This is a genomic window from [Rhizobium] kunmingense, assembly GCF_977018605.1.
The window spans coordinates 2,407,480-2,425,095 of the sequence record NZ_CDRNXG010000001.1; the positions used below are offsets into that span (position 1 = coordinate 2,407,480).

The 17,616-nt window shown below is 61.9% G+C and carries 18 protein-coding genes; 5 read left to right on the forward strand and 13 right to left on the reverse strand.

The features are described from left to right. Positions 1 to 35 precede the first annotated feature (35 nt). Together glgX and AC0JZ4_RS11515 are read left to right on the forward strand one after the other, a co-directional pair. Positions 36 to 2,114: a glycogen debranching protein GlgX gene (glgX, locus tag AC0JZ4_RS11510; protein WP_471886511.1), complete on the forward strand. Its 2,079-nt coding sequence runs from the start codon at positions 36 to 38 to the stop codon at positions 2,112 to 2,114. Between the two features lie 183 nt (positions 2,115 to 2,297). Then, positions 2,298 to 2,834, forward strand: a complete 537-nt coding sequence (locus tag AC0JZ4_RS11515) for an antibiotic biosynthesis monooxygenase (protein ID WP_471886512.1) — start codon at positions 2,298 to 2,300, stop codon at positions 2,832 to 2,834. Positions 2,835 to 2,849: 15 nt separating this feature from the next. Here AC0JZ4_RS11515 and glgA read toward each other — a convergent pair whose 3' ends face one another. Together glgA and AC0JZ4_RS11525 are read right to left on the reverse strand one after the other, a co-directional pair. Continuing rightward, positions 2,850 to 4,328 (reverse strand): glycogen synthase GlgA, encoded by a 1,479-nt coding sequence (gene glgA / locus AC0JZ4_RS11520; RefSeq protein WP_471886513.1) that lies wholly within the window; start codon positions 4,326 to 4,328, stop codon positions 2,850 to 2,852. Between the two features lie 316 nt (positions 4,329 to 4,644). Next, positions 4,645 to 4,923 (reverse strand): DUF2934 domain-containing protein, encoded by a 279-nt coding sequence (locus AC0JZ4_RS11525; RefSeq protein WP_471886514.1) that lies wholly within the window; start codon positions 4,921 to 4,923, stop codon positions 4,645 to 4,647. Positions 4,924 to 5,099: 176 nt separating this feature from the next. Between AC0JZ4_RS11525 and AC0JZ4_RS11530 the strand changes: the two genes are divergently transcribed. Next, complete coding sequence (locus tag AC0JZ4_RS11530) at positions 5,100 to 5,345, forward strand: hypothetical protein (RefSeq protein WP_471886515.1); 246 nt, start codon at positions 5,100 to 5,102, stop codon at positions 5,343 to 5,345. 153 nt (positions 5,346 to 5,498) lie between these two features. Here the strand turns inward: AC0JZ4_RS11530 and AC0JZ4_RS11535 are convergent, their stop codons facing one another. Beyond that, complete coding sequence (locus AC0JZ4_RS11535; RefSeq protein WP_471886516.1) at positions 5,499 to 5,669, reverse strand: hypothetical protein; 171 nt, start codon at positions 5,667 to 5,669, stop codon at positions 5,499 to 5,501. A 211-nt stretch (positions 5,670 to 5,880) separates the two neighbouring features. Continuing rightward, positions 5,881 to 6,093 carry a hypothetical protein gene (locus tag AC0JZ4_RS11540; RefSeq protein ID WP_471887941.1) on the reverse strand — a complete coding sequence of 71 codons (213 nt, stop codon included), beginning with the start codon at positions 6,091 to 6,093 and terminating at the stop codon, positions 5,881 to 5,883. A gap of 155 nt (positions 6,094 to 6,248) precedes the next feature. On the opposite strand from AC0JZ4_RS11540, the gene AC0JZ4_RS11545 reads away from it, so the two are divergent. Beyond that, positions 6,249 to 6,755 (forward strand): sigma-70 family RNA polymerase sigma factor, encoded by a 507-nt coding sequence (locus AC0JZ4_RS11545; protein WP_471886517.1) that lies wholly within the window; start codon positions 6,249 to 6,251, stop codon positions 6,753 to 6,755. Between the two features lie 283 nt (positions 6,756 to 7,038). After that, positions 7,039 to 9,381: a glucose/quinate/shikimate family membrane-bound PQQ-dependent dehydrogenase gene (locus AC0JZ4_RS11550; RefSeq protein ID WP_471886518.1), complete on the forward strand. Its 2,343-nt coding sequence runs from the start codon at positions 7,039 to 7,041 to the stop codon at positions 9,379 to 9,381. 109 nt (positions 9,382 to 9,490) lie between these two features. Here the strand turns inward: AC0JZ4_RS11550 and AC0JZ4_RS11555 are convergent, their stop codons facing one another. From AC0JZ4_RS11555 to AC0JZ4_RS11595, 9 genes are all read right to left on the reverse strand, one after another. Continuing rightward, positions 9,491 to 10,345: a D-amino-acid transaminase gene (locus AC0JZ4_RS11555; protein WP_471886519.1), complete on the reverse strand. Its 855-nt coding sequence runs from the start codon at positions 10,343 to 10,345 to the stop codon at positions 9,491 to 9,493. A gap of 100 nt (positions 10,346 to 10,445) precedes the next feature. Further along, positions 10,446 to 11,360 (reverse strand): LysR family transcriptional regulator, encoded by a 915-nt coding sequence (locus tag AC0JZ4_RS11560; RefSeq protein WP_471886520.1) that lies wholly within the window; start codon positions 11,358 to 11,360, stop codon positions 10,446 to 10,448. Between the two features lie 4 nt (positions 11,361 to 11,364). Next, positions 11,365 to 12,048, reverse strand: coding sequence for an aspartate/glutamate racemase family protein (locus AC0JZ4_RS11565; RefSeq protein WP_471886521.1), 684 nt, complete (start codon positions 12,046 to 12,048; stop codon positions 11,365 to 11,367). Further along, entirely contained in the window at positions 12,045 to 13,505 is a 1,461-nt protein-coding gene (hydA, locus tag AC0JZ4_RS11570) for a dihydropyrimidinase (RefSeq protein ID WP_471886522.1), read from the reverse strand. The genes AC0JZ4_RS11565 and hydA overlap by 4 nt, the downstream gene beginning before the upstream one ends. Positions 13,506 to 13,516: 11 nt before the next feature. Beyond that, positions 13,517 to 14,443: an N-carbamoyl-D-amino-acid hydrolase gene (locus tag AC0JZ4_RS11575; RefSeq protein WP_471886523.1), complete on the reverse strand. Its 927-nt coding sequence runs from the start codon at positions 14,441 to 14,443 to the stop codon at positions 13,517 to 13,519. A 21-nt stretch (positions 14,444 to 14,464) separates the two neighbouring features. Further along, complete coding sequence (locus AC0JZ4_RS11580) at positions 14,465 to 15,130, reverse strand: amino acid ABC transporter permease (RefSeq protein WP_471886524.1); 666 nt, start codon at positions 15,128 to 15,130, stop codon at positions 14,465 to 14,467. Positions 15,131 to 15,140: 10 nt separating this feature from the next. After that, complete coding sequence (locus tag AC0JZ4_RS11585; RefSeq protein ID WP_471886525.1) at positions 15,141 to 15,815, reverse strand: amino acid ABC transporter permease; 675 nt, start codon at positions 15,813 to 15,815, stop codon at positions 15,141 to 15,143. A 5-nt stretch (positions 15,816 to 15,820) separates the two neighbouring features. Beyond that, a complete protein-coding gene (locus AC0JZ4_RS11590) occupies positions 15,821 to 16,564 on the reverse strand; it encodes an amino acid ABC transporter ATP-binding protein (RefSeq protein ID WP_471886526.1) in 744 nt (247 codons plus the stop codon). 180 nt (positions 16,565 to 16,744) lie between these two features. Then, on the reverse strand, positions 16,745 to 17,596 hold the full coding sequence (locus AC0JZ4_RS11595; RefSeq protein ID WP_471886527.1) for a transporter substrate-binding domain-containing protein: 852 nt from the start codon (positions 17,594 to 17,596) through the stop codon (positions 16,745 to 16,747). Positions 17,597 to 17,616 lie beyond the last annotated feature (20 nt).

Here is a 17,616-nt window from a genome sequence, read left to right on the forward strand (position 1 = left end):
GTCAGGCAGAATTTTCCGAACCCTGGGGGCGTGGCATGGACATGAAGACCAACAACTTCACCATAACATCCGGCGACTGGACGCGGCTTGGCGCCAATTTTGACGGTGAGGGCATTAATTTCGCAATCTTCTCCGCCCATGCGACGCGCGTCGAGCTGTGCCTCTACGATCCGAGCGGCAAGATAGAGATCGCCAAGCTGGACCTGCCGGAATACACGCACGAGATCTGGCATGGCTATGTGCCGGGACTGAAGCCGGGCACACTTTATGGCTACCGCGTCCACGGCCCGTTCGAGCCGGAGGCCGGACACCGGTTCAATCCGTCAAAACTGCTGATCGACCCTTATGCGCGCGAGCTAGTCGGCGATATCGAGTGGAACGAGGCGCATTTCGCCTATGATCTTCTGCACAAGAAGAAGGATCTCACCTTCGATACCCGCGACAGCGCGCCGTTCACGCCGAAGGCCAAGGTGATCGATCCGAACGAATTCGACTGGCAGGACAAAAACCGCCCCAACATCCGCTGGCCGGATGCGGTCGTCTACGAGACCCATGTGAAAGGCTTCACGCAGCGCAATTCGGCGATCCCGAAGGAGTTGCGCGGCACGTTCGAGGGCATGGGCCACAAGGCTTCGGTCGATTATATCAAGAGCCTCGGCATCACATCCGTCGAGCTTTTGCCGATCCACTGGTTCCCCGACGACCAGCACCTGCTCGACAAGGGCCTGAAGAATTTCTGGGGCTATAACTCGCTCGGCTTCTTTGCGCCTGCATCGCGCTACTATGGTCCGAACGGCATCCAGGGCTTCCGCGACATGGTGCGCGCCTTCCACGATGCCGGCGTCGAGGTGATCCTCGACGTGGTCTATAACCACACGGCCGAAGGCAACGAGCTTGGCCCGACCCTCTCCTTCAAGGGCATCGACAATTTTTCCTACTATCGGACGCTGCCGGACAATCACCGCTATTACATCAACGACACCGGCACGGGGAACACGGTGAACACCTCCCATCCGCGCGTGCTGCAGATGGTGATGGATTCGCTGCGTTACTGGGCCGAAAGCATGCATGTCGACGGCTTCCGCTTCGATCTCGGCACCATTCTCGGCCGCGAGCCGGAAGGGTTCGACGAGCGCGGCGGCTTCTTCGATGCGATGACGCAGGACCCCGTGTTGTCGAAGCTGAAGCTGATCGGCGAGCCGTGGGATATCGGTCCCGGGGGCTATCAGGTCGGTGGCTTCCCGCCTGGCTGGGCCGAATGGAACGACAAGTATCGCGATACGGTGCGCGAATACTGGAAGGGCGACAATGTCGCCACCGATTTCGCTGCCCGTCTACTCGGGTCCGGCGATCTCTACGACCAGCGCGGCCGTCGCCCCTGGGCCAGCACCAATTTCATCACCGCCCATGACGGCTTCACGCTGAACGACCTCGTCTCCTATAACGAGAAGCACAACGAGGCGAATGGCGAAGACAATAACGACGGCCACAACGACAACCGCTCCTACAATTACGGCGCGGAAGGCGTGACGGAAGAAGAGGCTATCAACGATATCCGCGAGCGGCAGAAGCGCAACTTCCTCGCCACGCTGTTCTTCTCGCACGGCACACCGATGCTGCTGGCCGGCGACGAATTCGGCCGCAGCCAGATGGGCAATAACAATGGCTACGCGCAGGACAGCGAAATCTCCTGGGTCCATTGGGACGACCTGCCAGAAAGCTGTGAGGCATTGCGCGAGTTCACCCGCGAGATCATCAGGCTGAGAGCCGAGCAACCGCTGCTGCGCCGCGAAAGCTGGCGCGACGGCATGGACATCAAGTGGTTCAATGCCGGCGGTGGTTTCCAGCAGCCGGAACAGTGGGACGAGGGCACTACGCTCGGCGTCTATATCGGCCGACCCGACCTGCAGGAGGAGGAGGGCGTCTGGCACGATGTGCTGATGCTGTTCAACCCGTTCGAAGGCGCCGTGCCTTTCCGCATCCCGCAATTCGGCGAGGGCGGCTGGGTGCTGGAAATGACCACCTGCGACACGAAGAAACGCGGGCTGACGATCACCAAGGAAAAGGATTTCGAGCTGGAAGGCCGAAGCCTCGCGCTGTTTAGGCGGCCGTGAGGGCGCAGCACGCTGGTTGATCGACAGGACTTAAAGTGAAGCACGGCGAAAGCCGTGCTTCTTCACATTGACAAGCGGCTCCTGCTTTTCTAGCAAAAAGCATAATCTCTCGACCGCCGCTGCTCCTTTTCCCGAGCCTTTCCTCCCGCGGATATGGTCTTTTCGAAAAAGGAATTGCCGGCCATGTCGCAAGTGACACGTATCGTCCACAGACGCGCCAACGCCGGTCTTGAGCGACAGTACGAGGAGCTCGCCTGCGGCATGCTCGAAGCCTCGTCAAAGGCGCCGGGCTATCTGTTCTCGACGCTCATCCCGCCGCGGGTGGAGGGTGAGGAATTCCATATCGTGCAGGTCTTCGCCACTCAGGCGGATCTCGATGCCTGGCGCAACTCGGACATCGCCCATGAATGGCACGAGCGGCTGAAAGCGGTGTCCGACCATGCGCCGGAATATCGCATCTTCAACACCGAGGATCTTTGGTTTTCGGCGACGGGGCTTGCACTGCCGCCAAAGCCACCGGCGCGCTGGCGCATGGCCTTCGTCATCTGGATGGGGATCTTTCCGACCGCATCCTTCTACGTCTATTTCCTGTTTCCATGGCTGGAGAACATCCCGTTTCTGCTGAAGATGCTGATTGCTACGGTGCTGATCGTGCCGACCATGTATTTCGGCATCCTGCCGCATCTTCTGCGGCGGATGAAATGGTTCCTGAAGCCGTAGCCGGACCTTCACCCGTTACCAGAATTTCAGTCGTTTCAGCGCCGAGCCGAGCGGTGAGGGCGTCTTGACGAGGCCGACATAGACGGCGGCATATTGCTGGGCGGAACGGTCCCAGGAGAATTTCGTCTTCATGCCCTGGTTCTGCAGGCGCGCCCACATTTTCGGGTTCTCATAGGCGTGCATGGCGCGGCGCAGCGCCAGGCGCAGGCCGTTGGCGGTGACCGGATGGAACTGGAAACCGGTGGCGACACGCGCCGACATCGCCGCGTCATTGGCGTCGATGATCGTTTCAGACAGACCGCCGGTGCGCGACACGACCGGCACGCAGCCATAGCGCAGTGCGTAGAGCTGGGTGAGGCCGCAGGGCTCGAAACGGGATGGCTGGACGATCGAGTCGGCTCCCGCCTGCACAAGATGCGCGGTCGGCTCGTCATAACCGATATGAACCGCCATTCGGCCGGGATGGCGGGTTGCCGTTTCCAGCAGCGCCTGCTCGATCGCATGGTCGCCCTGGCCGACGATGATGATGCGGCCGCCGTTGGAGATCACCTCATCGGCGGTCTCGGCCATCATGTCGATGCCCTTCTGCCAGGTCAGGCGGCTGACGGCAGCAAAGATCGGCCCGCCATCGTCCGCATCGAGGTTGAACCGGTCAAGCAGCGGCTGACGGTTGTCGCGTTTGCGGCGCAGCGTGTTGATATCGAAATTCTGCGGCAGGAACTCGTCGGTCGCCGGGTCCCAGACATCGAGGTCGATGCCGTTGACGATGCCGCGCAGCATCGAGACCTTTTCGTTCAACACGCCGTTGAGGCCCATGCCGAAGCGCGGCGTCAGGATTTCGCGCGCATAGGTCGGGCTGACTGTGGTGATCACGTCGGCCGTCTGCAGGCCACCCTTCAGGAAGCTGATGTCGCCGAAATATTCGAGGCGGTCCATCGAATAGGCCTCCGGCGGAAGGCCGAGAAGCGGCATCAGGTTGGCCGGATACTGGCCCTGGAAGGCGAGGTTGTGAATGGTGATGACGACCGGCGTCATGCAGCCCATCTGGCGCATGTAGACCGAGGTCATGGCCGACTGCCAGTCGTGGGTATGGACGAGGTCCGGCACCCAGCCGGGCAAGGCGCCGTTGGCGATTTCGGCGGCCGCCAGCGACAGAACGGCGAAACGTTTCCAGTTGTCGGGATGATCGTTGCCGCCGGCATCGACATAGGGGCCGCCGGAGCGGTCGTAGAGTGCCGGGCAATACAGAACGAGAAGGTCGAGGCCGTCGACATCGGCATGAAGCAGCGTGGCGCTTTCGCCGAGAAGATCGTCGAAGGCCATCAGCGTCGTCGCCTGGCCTATCTGGTTCATCACGCGCGGATATCCGGGGACGAGCGATGTGGTTGCTACGCCGAGTTTGCCGAGCGCCTTGGGTAGAGAGCCCGTCACGTCAGCCAGTCCACCGGTTTTGATCAGTGGATAGATCTCCGACGTCACGGATAGAATTTTCATCGCGGCATTTTCCCCCTTGGCAGCGACAGGGTTCGACCCTGCGCGATTCCCATGCCCATCATGACGGTTAATGTGCTGCTCAAGTGAGAGATAAGCGCACATCAGCCCTGCATCCCAAGCATAGCGTGAACGGGGGGGATTAAATTTCCGGTAAGCAAAAGCCACTGGCTGCAATGTTTCGTGGTGCCGAACGATAATTCATGCATTCCGATCGTCGAAGCCATCTGTTCACTCCCAATAAAAAGCCGTGCCCGGCAGCGGTGCTGCCGGACTTGATCTTCGTGTGGATGCTAAGGCGCGCTCTATTGCGCGCAGGCTATTTTGCCGGGGCCTTCTTCGGGCTCTTCTTCGTGGCTGCCGGTTTGGCAGAAGCCGCAACTGCTGGCTGCTTTGCCTTGGCGGTCTTCGGCTTGACTTCCGCCTTCGGAGCAGCCCGTTTGCGGCCGGGCGCCGCGTCGGATGCTACCGGCTTGAGCGAAGTATATTCCAGCTTCGCACGTTCCCAGTGTTCGATATCCTTGCCGGAAGGGTAACCTTCCAGCTCCCACAATTGATAGGCTCTATGCTTGATCCAGTCTTCCTGAGAGGCTGCCATCATCGTCTCCATTGCCCAAATCGCCAAACGGGTACACGGGGTAAAAGTTCCGAATAATATTAAAGTCCGACATCTCACGGGATCACACACTCACGTGATCACCAATCGGATTTCTTCCCTCGAACGGAACTTTTCTGGGTGAAGTCAGTTCCGGCCTTTGGGAAGGAGGCACGCACATGCAAAACTACTGCGATATAATGCCCCATGCGACAGGTTGGGTCTATGTCATAGATGGGGTGCAATCCGCGTCATGTTACCACACGTATGAGTTGGCCCTCGACGCGGCCAAAACCCATCTTGCTACCCGCGGTGGAGAATACAGCCGCATCTTTCGCTATCAGGGTCTGAACGGCAGCATGATGCCGATCAACATACCTATGGCCGTCCAGCCGCTCGACAACGGACCGGTGGCCTTTCGCTGATCCTTGCAGATCATGAGCCATGAGAAAAGCCCGGTTTGCGCCGGGCTTTTCGTTTGACGTCGTATCGGATTGTTCGCGGTGCTTGCGGCGCTGGCCGTGCGGATAGGATCGCCGGCGGGATGTCATGATGTGGTTGGTGGTGCGGACGACAGACTAGCGCTCGAGCTTGTCGTTGAGTGCGTCCTGAAGCTTGACTGCCAGCTCGAGAAGACGATCCGGCACGTCTTCCTTTTCAATCTCGGTCAGAAGGGTGGAGACCTTGCCGTTCACCCGGCGTCCCAGTCTCTTCTCCCGTTCGTCGACTTCCGCGCTTTGTTTCGTCATCCCGACCTCTGACGTACCCCGACATTAGACGTACAAAGTGCCGCACATAATTTCGGCGACCGCTACCCAGCCCGTATGCAAATTTCATACATCAAGAAGGCCTTCTTCGGAAATCCCGAAAATGTCACAGGTGAATGGAAACAGGCAGGCGGCAATTGCGGACTGGCCGTTCGCCTCGTCAGCCCGCTTCTCGCCAGCGCGCCGATTGAATTCAGTGGTTCCGTTTGCGCGTCGGCGGCTCGGGCGTGCCGGCCGGAATGGCCGTCGTGCTGGTGGCGACAGGGTCGCTTGCGGGGAAGGTATCTTCCAGCCCCTCGTTCAACTGTTCATCCAGATCTGCCTTGGCGCCTTTGGTCCGGGCGGAATCCTCCGTCTTTCCGGAATTCTTCTTCTGGTTCGGGTTGTTGCCGGCTGTTGGGCTCATCGCGTCTCTCCTCTTGGGTCCTGCGGATAAAACGGGAGGCGGGCGGGCTTTGTTCCGAGGTCGGAAACCGCGTGGACGCGCGCGGAACCAAATCACCAAGGCATGCGTTTGCCACCGTCCATCCCGCCAGGAAGACCGAGGAGAGGTAGGCAACGGTGTCCGACCCACAGTTGAACGGCGATCCCGCACGCCAAGACATAGTCAAGCTTATCCCGGCTCTGCGTGCCTTCGCCCGCACCTTCTGCCGGAACCCTTCCGATGCGGATGATCTCGTCCAGGAAACGCTGATGAAGGCGCTCGCCAATCTCGACAAGTTCGAACGCGGCACGAAGCTCAAATCCTGGCTTTTCACCATCATGCGGAACACATTTTACACACGCTCGAAGATCCTCGGGCGCGAGGCGCCGGGACTTGAGGAGAATGTCTCTGGCGATACGCCGGTCGCGCCATCGCAGGAAATGGCGATGCGGGCGCGCGAGGTGCAGCGCGCGCTGCAGAAACTGCCGCCCCATTACCGCGAGGTGCTGACCCTCGTCGCCATCCTCGGCGAGAGCTATGAAGCGACCGCGGTCATCTGCGACTGCGCCGTCGGAACGGTGAAAAGCCGCCTCAACCGCGCCCGTCACCAGATCCTTCAGGAGCTCGGAGAAGAAGCCGTCTGACGCCATTCTCAGTCGCGATTCGAGGGCGGCCCTTGGCAGGTGGATAGCGAGTGGCATGATGTCGCAAACAGGATGGCCGCCATCAACTCCGTTGCACGTATAGCGTTCTATGCAGAGCAGGCATTGCGGATAAACCGATTGTTTTCAACCCATGCTCCCTGTCCTTTCCGGGCCGCTGTTCTAATTTAGGCCGGCATAAGCGCCTGCGATATTTCGCCGCGGCCGAGATGCAAGTGTGGGGGCGTCCTGCTTGCCACGTTTATTTTCACAAGAGGGTTGCCTCATGGCTATTCGTATCACCGCAATCATTATGGCGTTGATGGGTCTTGCCCTGGCGGTCGGGGGTGCAAAACTCCTGATGCTGGGCGGGAGCATTTATTATCTCATTTGCGGCGTGGGCTTCCTGCTCACCGCCGCTCTGTTGTTTATGCGCAAGTCTTTTGCGCTTCATCTTTATGCCGTCATCGTCGTCCTTTCGCTCGCCTGGGCCGTCTGGGAAGTCGGGCTCGACTGGTGGCAGCTCGGCCCGCGCGGCGGGGTCATCATCGTTCTCGGCATGTGGCTCCTCACGCCCTGGATCCGCCGTCCGCTCGGCTTCACCAGCCCGACCGGCAAGGGTTATAGCGCGACGGCCAAACCGCTCGCGGTGTCGGTCGCGCTTGCCGTGGTCATCGCCGTCGTGTCGATGTTCCTCGACCCGCTCGACCGCAGCGGCAATCTGCCGGAAGAGGCGGTTGCCGCAGCACCTTCGCTCGGCGGCAACGTGCCGGATGGTGAGTGGCACCAGTATGGCCGTACGCCCTATGGCCAGCGCTATTCGCCGCTCGACCAGATCAACGTCGAAAACGTCTCCGGCCTTGCGGAAGTCTGGCGCTACCAGACGGGCGACGTGAAACTGCCCGACGATGTCGGCGAGACGACATACCAGGTCACCCCGCTCAAGATCGGCAATTCGCTGTATCTGTGCACGCCGCATAACCTGGCGATCGCGCTCGATGCGACGACCGGTCAGCAGATCTGGAAGTATGACTCGAATTCCGGCATGAACCCGGATCGCCAGCACCAGACCTGCCGCGGCGTCAGCTATTACCGCGATCAGGCAACTCCGGCCGATCAGCCTTGCGCCGAGCGGGTCTACCTGCCGACCTCGGATGCGCGCCTCATCGCGCTCGATGCCAAGAATGGCGAGGTCTGCACTTCGTTTGCCCAAAACGGTGTTCTGCATCTCGAAAAGGGCATGCGGTACAATCCGGCAGGCTACTACTACTCCACCTCGCCGCCGGCCATCGTCGGCAACAAGATCATCATCGGTGGCGCCGTCAACGACAACTATTCCACGCAGGAACAGTCCGGCGTCATCCGCGCCTTCGACGTCAATTCCGGTGCGCTGATCTGGAACTGGGATTCGGGCAATCCGACCCAGACCCAGCCGCTGCCGGAAGGCCAGACATACACGACCAATTCGCCCAACAGCTGGTCGGTCTTCTCCTATGACGAAGAACTCGGTCTGGTCTATGTGCCGCTCGGCAACCAGGTACCCGACCAGCTCGGAATGGGCCGTTCGGAAAATGTCGAGAAATACGCATCGTCGATCGTTGCTCTCGATATCAATACCGGTGCCGATCGCTGGGTCCGCCAGACCGTGCATCACGATCTGTGGGACATGGACGTGCCGGCCCAGCCGGTGCTGATCAACCTGACGAAGTCGGACAATACCGTCGTGCCTGCGCTCGTCGGTCCGACCAAGCAGGGCGACATCTATGTACTCGACCGGCGCACCGGCGAGCCGATCATCCCCGTCACAGAGCAGGCCGCTCCAGGCGGCACGATCCCCGAGGATTTCGCCTCGCCGACGCAGCCGATCTCGGCGCTCAACTTCCGTCCCCGCACGCTCGAGGGCCGGGATATGTGGGGTGTCACCATGTTCGACCAGATGGTGTGCCGCATCCGGTTGCAGGAGATGAACTACGAAGGCCAGTACACGCCGCCTTCGCTCAACGGCACGATCGTCTATCCGGGCAATTTCGGCACATTCAACTGGGGTTCGGTCGCGGTCGATCCCGAGCGGATGGTGATGTTCGGTATGCCGACCTATCTCGCCTTCACCTCCAGGCTGGTGCCGCGTGCCGACATCCCGCCGAAGGAACAGGGCGAGAAAGGTTCCGAACAGGGCCTGAACCGCAATGACGGTGCACCTTACGGTGTCGTCATGGGTCCGTTCCTCGGCCCGCTGCAGATCCCCTGCCAGGCGCCGCCTTGGGGCTATGTCGCAGGTGTCGACCTGCGCACCGGCGAGACCGCCTACAAGCACCGCAACGGCACCGTTCACGACATGACGCCGCTGCCGCTGCCGTTCAAGCTCGGCGTTCCGGGCATCGGCGGTCCGATGATCACCAAGGGTGGCGTCGCCTTCCTCGGTGCCGCGGTCGATGACTACCTGCGCGCCTACGACCTGACCAACGGCCGCCAGCTGTGGGAAGCCCGGCTTCCGGCCGGTGGACAGGCAACGCCGATGACCTATGCGGTCGAGGACGGTCGCCAGTTCGTCGTCATGGTCGCCGGCGGCCACGGTTCGGTCGGCACCAAACCAGGCGATTACGTCATCGCCTATTCGCTGCCGCGGTAATCACGCGTCCATCGCAACCCGAACGCCTTGCTCGGGTTGCTTCATCCCAAACAAAAAAAGGCCGGCGATCGGATCGATCGCCGGCCTTTCCTGTTCAGACATCGATGGTTCAGATGGCGCTGGCCGTCTTGTGGGCGATGTAGAGTCCACGCAGCTTCAAGGTCAGCGGGCCGGGCTTGCCGTCGCCGACCGGCTGGCCGTCGATCTTCGTCACCGGCAGGACGAAATTCGTCGCCGAAGTGATGAAGGCCTCCGCCGCATTCTTCGCCTCGTCCGGCGTGAAGGCACGCTCTTCGTAGGGGATGCCGGCCTGATCGGCGATGTCGAGCACGCTGGCGCGCGTGATGCCATGGAGGATGGCGTTGGACAGCGGTCGGGTGATCAGCTTGCCCTGGCCGTCGATGATATGGGCGGTGGCCGAGCTTGCTTCGGTGACGAAGCCGTCTTCCACCAGCCAGGCGTCGTCGGCGCCCTTGGCCATCGCCTGCATCTTGGCCATCGACGGATAGAGAAGCTGCACGGTCTTGATGTCGCGGCGCTCCCAGCGCCAGTCGGGCAGAAGGGCGATGGAAATGCCGGTGCCGAGCTTCGGGTTGGCGATCACCGATTTTGCCTGGGTGAAGAGGACCAGAGTCGGCTTCGGCTCTTTTGGAAAGGCGAAGTCGCGGTCGGCAGCGCCACGGGAAATCTGCAGATAGATCAGGCCTTCCTTCAGCTCGTTGCGGCGAACGATCTCGCGGTGGACCTCCAGAAGCTCGTCGGTCGAGATCGGCAGGTCGATGCCCAGTTCTGCGATCGAGCGCTGCAGGCGGGCGGCGTGACCGTCATATTCGAGAAGCTTGCCATCGATGACGCCGGTCACTTCATAGATCGCGTCGGCAAACAGAAAGCCTCGGTCGAAGATGGACACCTTGGCATCGGCTTCGGGTAGCCATTCGCCATTGAGATAGACGGTACGGGACAAGTTTATTCTCCTTCGGGACGATCGCGGCGTTCAGCGGATGCTACGCAGCGCGGATGGGGCAAAATGAGGGCGTCGGCCGCTGGTCTGTGCGAAAACGCGATCAGAGCACATCGCCGACGGCCCGCTTCAGTTCGGCGATGAAGCCATGCAGCAGGCGCGAGCGCGGCACGCCCTTGCGGGTGATCATAACCGCGGGAATCTCGCAGGGCGGCTGGAAGGGGAGCTGGACGAGGCTGTCGGCGAGCTGGTAGGCGGCGCTATAGGGATCGACGACGGCAGCGCCGACGCCGGCCCCGGCAAGCACTGCCGCCGTCGAGCAATAGCGTACCTCGACGCGCGGCTCATAGGTCATGCCGTCGCGTTCGAAGGCATCACGCAGCATCTGGCCCATGCGCGATTCCACTTCCAGGCCGACGAAGCCGTGTTCGGTCAAATCGGCGACCGTCACTTCCTGGCGGCTCGCCACGTCGTGCCCTCTCGGCACCAGCGCCACCATATGGGTGCGCGACAGGACCTCGACATTGACGGACGGATGGCGTTCGAGCGCGATCGCTAGGCCGATATCGGCCGCCCCGCTCTGCACCGCCTCGATGACATGTTCCAGCCGGCGCACGTCGTAGGCGACGGAGACATCCGGCCGGTCCTTCAGAAAACGCGCGAGCGCCATCGGTGCCACCGTATTGCCGAGCGGCGGCGTCGACATTACCCGCAACCGTCCCGAGGTGCCGTGCCTTATCGAGCGGGCGCGGGCGGAAAAATTGCGCAGCATGCTGAAGACCGGGCGCACTTCCTCGAACAGGAGGATGGCTTCCTCGGTCGGCTCCAGCCTGCGGTGCAATCGTTCGAACAGGGTCACGCCGAGCTGGTTTTCGAGCTGGCGGATGCCGTTGGAAACCGCCGGCTGGGAAATGCCCAGCTGTTCGGCCGCCTCGACCGTCGTCTCGCACCGCATCATGGCGCCGAAGATTTCCAGGAGGCGCAGCGAGATATCCGGCTTTTGCTCGATCTCGGTCATGGGCTCAGGTCAGAACCGCGCCGAGCGCCATGGCGACGGCCGCCTGGGTCGGGTCGATAACGCGGATGCCGAGTTCCTGCTCCAGCCGGCGGCGATGGCCGGACATGCCGGCGCAGCCGAGCACGATTGCACCCGCGCCCATCTGGCGCAGTTTCGTGCCGGTCTTCAGAAGCGCCGCATAGCTTTCCTCGCCATGGCCGCTGTCGGCGACGCTGATCGATCCCTCGATTGCCACTTCACCGGCCAGCCTGCCATCGACGCCGAGGCGGCGCAGGTTTCGTAGATGGCGGGGGATAGATCCTTCGGCGACCGCGATGACGCCGAAGAGATCGGCGAGCGCCAATGCGCTCAGGACGCCGGCATCCTGAATGCCGTAGACGGGTTTCGAGGTGATCGACCGGGCGAGATCGAGGCCGGGCTGCGAATAGCAGGCCAGCACATAGGCCGAGGCGTCCGGCCGGCTTTCGATCAGGTCAGCGGTGTTGAGCGCCGCCTCATCGACATGGCGCTGGGTGACGACGCCGGGCGGGCCATGGCTGATGGTCACGCATTCGATCGCCGGCCCGTCTTTGAACTGCATGGGGGCCAGCGCCTCGCGCAGGCCTTCGGTGACGCTTTCGGAACTGTTCGGATTGATCACGAGGATCGGGCCGATCTCCCTCGCGGATGCGCTCGTCGATGCGCTCATGGGGCGATCTCCGTGCCGAAATTCTGCGTGGGGTCCAGTTCCTTGGCGCGGTGGCCGGGCTTGCCCGTCAGGTCGACCGGATTGCGGGCGATGAACCGGCCACGGCCGCGCTCGGCCTTCAGCTCACCGTTCTCGACGATGATATCGCCACGGTTCATGGTCAGGACCGGCCAGCCCTGAACTTCCATGCCTTCGAAGGGCGTGTAGTCCATGTTGTCGTGCTGGTCGGCGAGTGTCGCCGTGCGGCGTGCCTCCGGGTCCCAGATGGCGATATCGGCGTCGTAGCCGGGCGCGATCGTGCCCTTCTTCGCCACGCCAAAGGTTTTCGCCGCATTGGTGCTCGAGAGGGCGACGAACTGTTGCAGCGTGATGCGGCCCTTGGCGACGCCTTCGGAGAAGAGATAGGGCAGGCGCATGGCGATGCCCGGCATGCCGTTGGAAATCTTCGGGTAGGGCGCCTCCGCGCCATTGGCGAACTTGCCCGACGCATCCATGCGGTAGGGCGCGTGGTCGGAGGAGACGCTTTCGAACGTGCCCGACTGGACGTGTCGCCACAGTGCCGCCTGCGTCGCCGCATCGCGCACGGGCGGCGAACACATGAATTTCGCGCCTTCCATGCCGGGTCGGTCGAGGTCGTCGCGGGTCAGTGCCAGATATTGCGGGCAGGTCTCGGCAAACAGTTTCGTGCCGGCCAGCTTTTCGCGCTGAACGATCGCCGCACCGCCTGCGGTCGATACATGGACGATGAAGAGTGCGGCATCGACAAGTTTCGCCAGTGAAACGGCGCGATTGATCGCCTCTTCCTCGGCCAGCTCCGGGCGGCTGATCGCGTGGTATTTCGGCGTGGTCAGGCCGGCGGCGGCCAGCCGTTTGTTCATCCATTTGACCATGTCGTTGTTTTCGGCATGGACCATGGTCAGCGCACCATGGGTCTTTGCCACCGTCAGGATATCGAGCATGCCGCCGTCGCCGATATTCATCAGATCATAGGTCATGAACACCTTGAAGGAGGTGATGCCGCGGGCAAAGACGCCCGGCAACTCTTCCAGTACGGCGGCGGATGGGTCGGAAATGATCAGGTGGTAGGAATAGTCGAGCACCGACTGCGGTGCCGCACGGCCGTCATAGGTGGATATGACATCGGCGATCGACTGGCCGCGATGCTGGGCGGCAAACGGAATGAAGGAGGAATTGCCACCGAAGGCGGCGGAGACGGAGCCCGAATAGTAATCGTCGGCGGTCATCAGGCCGGTCGAGCTTTCCTGGGCGATATGGGCATGCGCCTCGATGCCGCCCGGAACCACCAGCCTGCCGCCCGCATCGATACGGCGGGAACCGCCGGCTATCTTCTCCCCGATCGCGGCGATACGCCCGTCGACGATGCCGATGTCGGCATCGAAAACGTCTGATGCGGTGGCTATGCGGCCGCCATGGATGACGGTATCGAACTCTGTCATTTCGGTCTTCCTTACACTTCGACGATCACGCCGGTCTGGCTCGTGATGCGGCCATAGTGTTCGATACGACGATGGCGGTCGAAATCAAAGATCGTCTTCTTGCCGAAATCGCATTTGGAAAAGTCGCATTCGGCGATGATCAGCTCGTCTTCCTCGGTGACGGCCTTGGCCAGAATGAAGCCGTCCGGATCGACGATGATCGAGCCGCCCATCAGGGGATGGCCGTCCTCGACGCCTGCCTTGGCGATGCCGGCGACATAGGTGGCGTTCTGGTAGGCGCCGGCCTGCAGCGAGAGTTCCGAATGGAACAGTCGCTTTTCAAGGCCTTCGGCGCTCATCTGGGCGTTTACGGATGGCGTGTTGTAGCCGATCGTCACCAGCTCGACGCCCTGCAGGCCGAGGCTGCGGAAGGTTTCCGGCCAGCGGCGGTCGTTGCAGATTGCCATGCCCATGATGACGCCTTCGTTGCGCCAGACGTTGAAGCCCATGTCGCCGGGTTCGAAATAGCGCTTCTCGAGATGCTGGAAGGCGCGTTCCGAATCGTATTCCGAGTGGCCGGGAAGGTGGATCTTGCGGTACTTGCCGACGATATTGGCCTGCCGGTCGGTGACGATCGAAGTGTTGTAGTAATGGCCGTCCGGGGTCTTTTCGGCGTAGCCGAAGGTGATGGCGATGTTCAGCTCGCGGGCGCGGTCGAACAGCGGCTGGGTGGCAGCGTTCGGCATTTCCGTCTCGAACCAGAAATCGATCTCGGCCTGGTCTTCCATATACCAGCGCGGGAAGAAGGTGGTGAGCGCCAGTTCCGGGTAGACGACCATGTCTGCACCCTTGGACGCGGCTTCATCGAGCAGCGCGATCATGCGCTTGACGACGGCTTCGCGGCTGTCGGCCTTCTGGATGGCGCCGAGCTGGGCGCCTGCGATCTTCATGACGGTCATTGGGGTTTCCTTTCGAGGCGATCAGGCGGCCAGACGCCGCTGGAAATGGCTGACGAGGCGCACCAGCGGCCACAGCAGCACAAGGTAGAAGAGAGCGGCCAGCACCAGCGGCGAGGCATTGTAGGTGACAGAGCGGGCCATGCCGGCATTGTAGAGAAGCTCGGAGAGCGAAATGACGGAGGCGAGCGAGGTGAGCTTCACCACCTCCACCGTGTTCGACAGAAGGTCCGGCAGGACGTTGCGCACTGCCTGCGGCAGGACGACGTTGATGAGCGTCTGGGCGGGGCTGAGGCCGGTCGACTGCGCTGCTTCCCATTGCCCCTTGGCGACGGACAGAAGCCCGGCGCGATAAACCTCCGCGTAATAGGAGGAGTTGTTGAGCAGGAAGGCGATGACGACCGCGGCAAAGGGCGAGATGTTGATGCCGGCAAAGGGCAGGCCGGCATAGATGAAGATCAGCAGCACCAGCGGCGGCAGGGCGCGGAAGAGGTCGGTGTAGGCGATCGAGATCCAGCGCAGCCAGCGGCGCTCGCTCATGTTGCCGAGCGCGACGAACAGGCCGCCGATCAGGCCGAGAAGAATGACGGCGCTGCACAGCTGCAACGTCATCCAGAGGCCGGACATGAGCAGTGGAAGCGACTTCCGCATGATCTCGATGTTGAAGAACTGGTCGATGAAAATGTCCATGTCAGGGCTCCTACCGCTTCTTCCAGGCGGTGCGGCTTTCCAGCCAGCGGGCAACGACCACCATCGGCAGGAAGATCACCAGATAGGCGACGACCGACATGGTGAGCGGCGTGGCGCTGCCGGAAAAGCTTTGTGCCGTCGTGGCGCTCGACAGGATTTCCGAGACGCCGATGGCGGAGCCGAGCGCCGTCATCTTGGTGATCGCCAGAACGCGGTTGACGAGCGGCGGAATGGCGAGCCTGACCGCCTGGGGCAGGGCGACATGGACGAGCGTGCGGGTGAAGCCGAGCCCAGTGGCGATACCTGCCTCCCACTGGCCTTTCTCTACAGAAGAGAACCCGGCCCAGAAAATTTCCTCGGCGAAGGCGGCAAGCGTGGCGGCGAGCACGAGGAACAGAACCATCGGGCCGGAGAGCTGGATGCCGATAGAGGGGAAGCCGAAATAGAGGATCAGGATAACGACCAGCGGCGGCAGGGCGCGAAAGATGTCGGCATAGCAGATGATGAAGAAGTTCAACGCCCGGATGCGATAGCTGCGCAGGCAGGCGAGCGCCAGCCCGGCGGCGATGCCGGCGATGATCACGGCTATGGCGATCTGGAGCGTCACCCAGATGCCGGCGATGATATCGGGCGTGTATTGCGCCATCACCACCGGGTTGAAGAAGGTTTCGAGAAACCGGTCCATGGCCGTTATCCGGAAACGCGCGAGAGGAAGGCGCGGGTGCGCTCGGCCTTCGGCGCGCCAAAGATTTCGTCCGGCGTTCCCTGCTCGACGACCAGACCGCCATCCATGAAGACGACGCGATCGGCTGTTTCGCGGGCAAAGCCCATCTCATGGCTGACGACGATCATCGTCATGCCTTTCGATTTCAGATCCTTCATAACCTTGAGGACGGAGCCGACAAGCTCGGGGTCCAGCGCCGAGGTCGGTTCGTCGAACAGCATGACCTTGGGGTCGAGTGCCAGCGAACGGGCGATTGCGACGCGCTGCTGCTGGCCGCCGGAGAGCTCGCCCGGATAGGCATCGGCCTTGTGCGCCATGCCGACCTGTTCGAGCATGTCCATGGCACGCGCATCGGCTTCCGCCTTCGAACGCTTCAAGGCCTTGCGCTGGGCGAGCGTGACATTCTTCAGGACGCTCATATGCGGGTAGAGGTGAAACCCCTGGAAGACCATGCCGATCTGCAGGCGCATCCGGTCGAGATCGCGGCGCGTGCCGGACATGATGTTGCGGCCGTCGACGAGGATGTCGCCCGAGGTCGGTTCCTCGAGACGATTGCAACAGCGCAGCATGGTGCTCTTGCCGGAGCCGGACGGGCCGATGACGAAGACGAGTTCGCCTTGCGCAACCTTGAGGTCGATCTTTTTCAGGATGGTGTTGGTTCCGAAGCGCTTTTCCAGCGCGACGACTTCCAGCATGGGGCGATTGGCCATTCAGGCTACTCCGGGGGCAGGCACGGCGCGGGGCGGATGGGACCGAACTGCGTGCGCCAAGTGTGTCCCGCCTCAAAGGCGACGGGCGGAGCGGCTACAGGCCGTCCGGTCGAATTTCGTTTGGTAGAAGGGTGCGGACAGGCGAGTGGGAGGCCCCGCCCGTCCGCGATTCTCAAAGACTCACTTCAGGTTGTCGCAGGAGGCCTGGTGGGCGTCTTCCGTGTAGCCATCGAACCCCGGCGTGCCGAAGCCGGCGGTCGGGGTGACAATCGTCGTGCCGGCGGTCGGAGTGACGCCGAACCACTTTTCCGAAAGCTGCGCCATCGAGCCGTCGAGCTTGAGGCATTCGATCGCCTTGTCGACGAGATCGCGGTTCGCCTCGTCGCCCTTGCGGAAGGAGAGCGCCCAGACGAGTCCTGTCTGATACTCGAAGGAGAGTTTCAGGCGCGGGTTCTGCTTCACCGCCCAGGCGGCAGACGTGTTGCCGGCAAGGTTGGCATCGGCGCGGCCGGCCATGACGGCGGCCACCGCATCGGTATTGGTGCCGTAGCTCTCGACCTTCCAGCCGAATTCCGCTTCGCGCTCGCGCAGGAAGCTGTCATAGGCGGAGCCCTTGTTGACGGCTATCGTCTTGCCCTTGAAGTCTTCCAGCGTCTTGTAGTCTGGCGCGTTTGCCGGAACGACGAAGCCGAAATTCGTATCCATGAAGCCTTCGGTGAAGAGAAGGTTGGCGGCACGCTCCTTGTTGACGGTTACCGGCGCGACGAGAAAGTCATAGGTGCCGGCCTGAAGGGCAGGGATCAGACCGGAAAACTGGGCGCCGGTGATATCGATCTGCTTGCCGAGGCGCTCACCGATCAGGTTGGCCATGTCGACGTTAAAACCCTCGATCTTGCCGTCGAGAGTGGGCATGGCGTGCGGCGCAAAGGTCGCGTCGATCGCGGTCTTGATCGGGTCGCCGAGCGCGAAGGCTGACGAGCAGGCAAAAAGCGTCGCTAAGCCGGCAATGCCGGCCTTAATAAAGGGTTTCATCGATGTTCTCCTACTGGCGG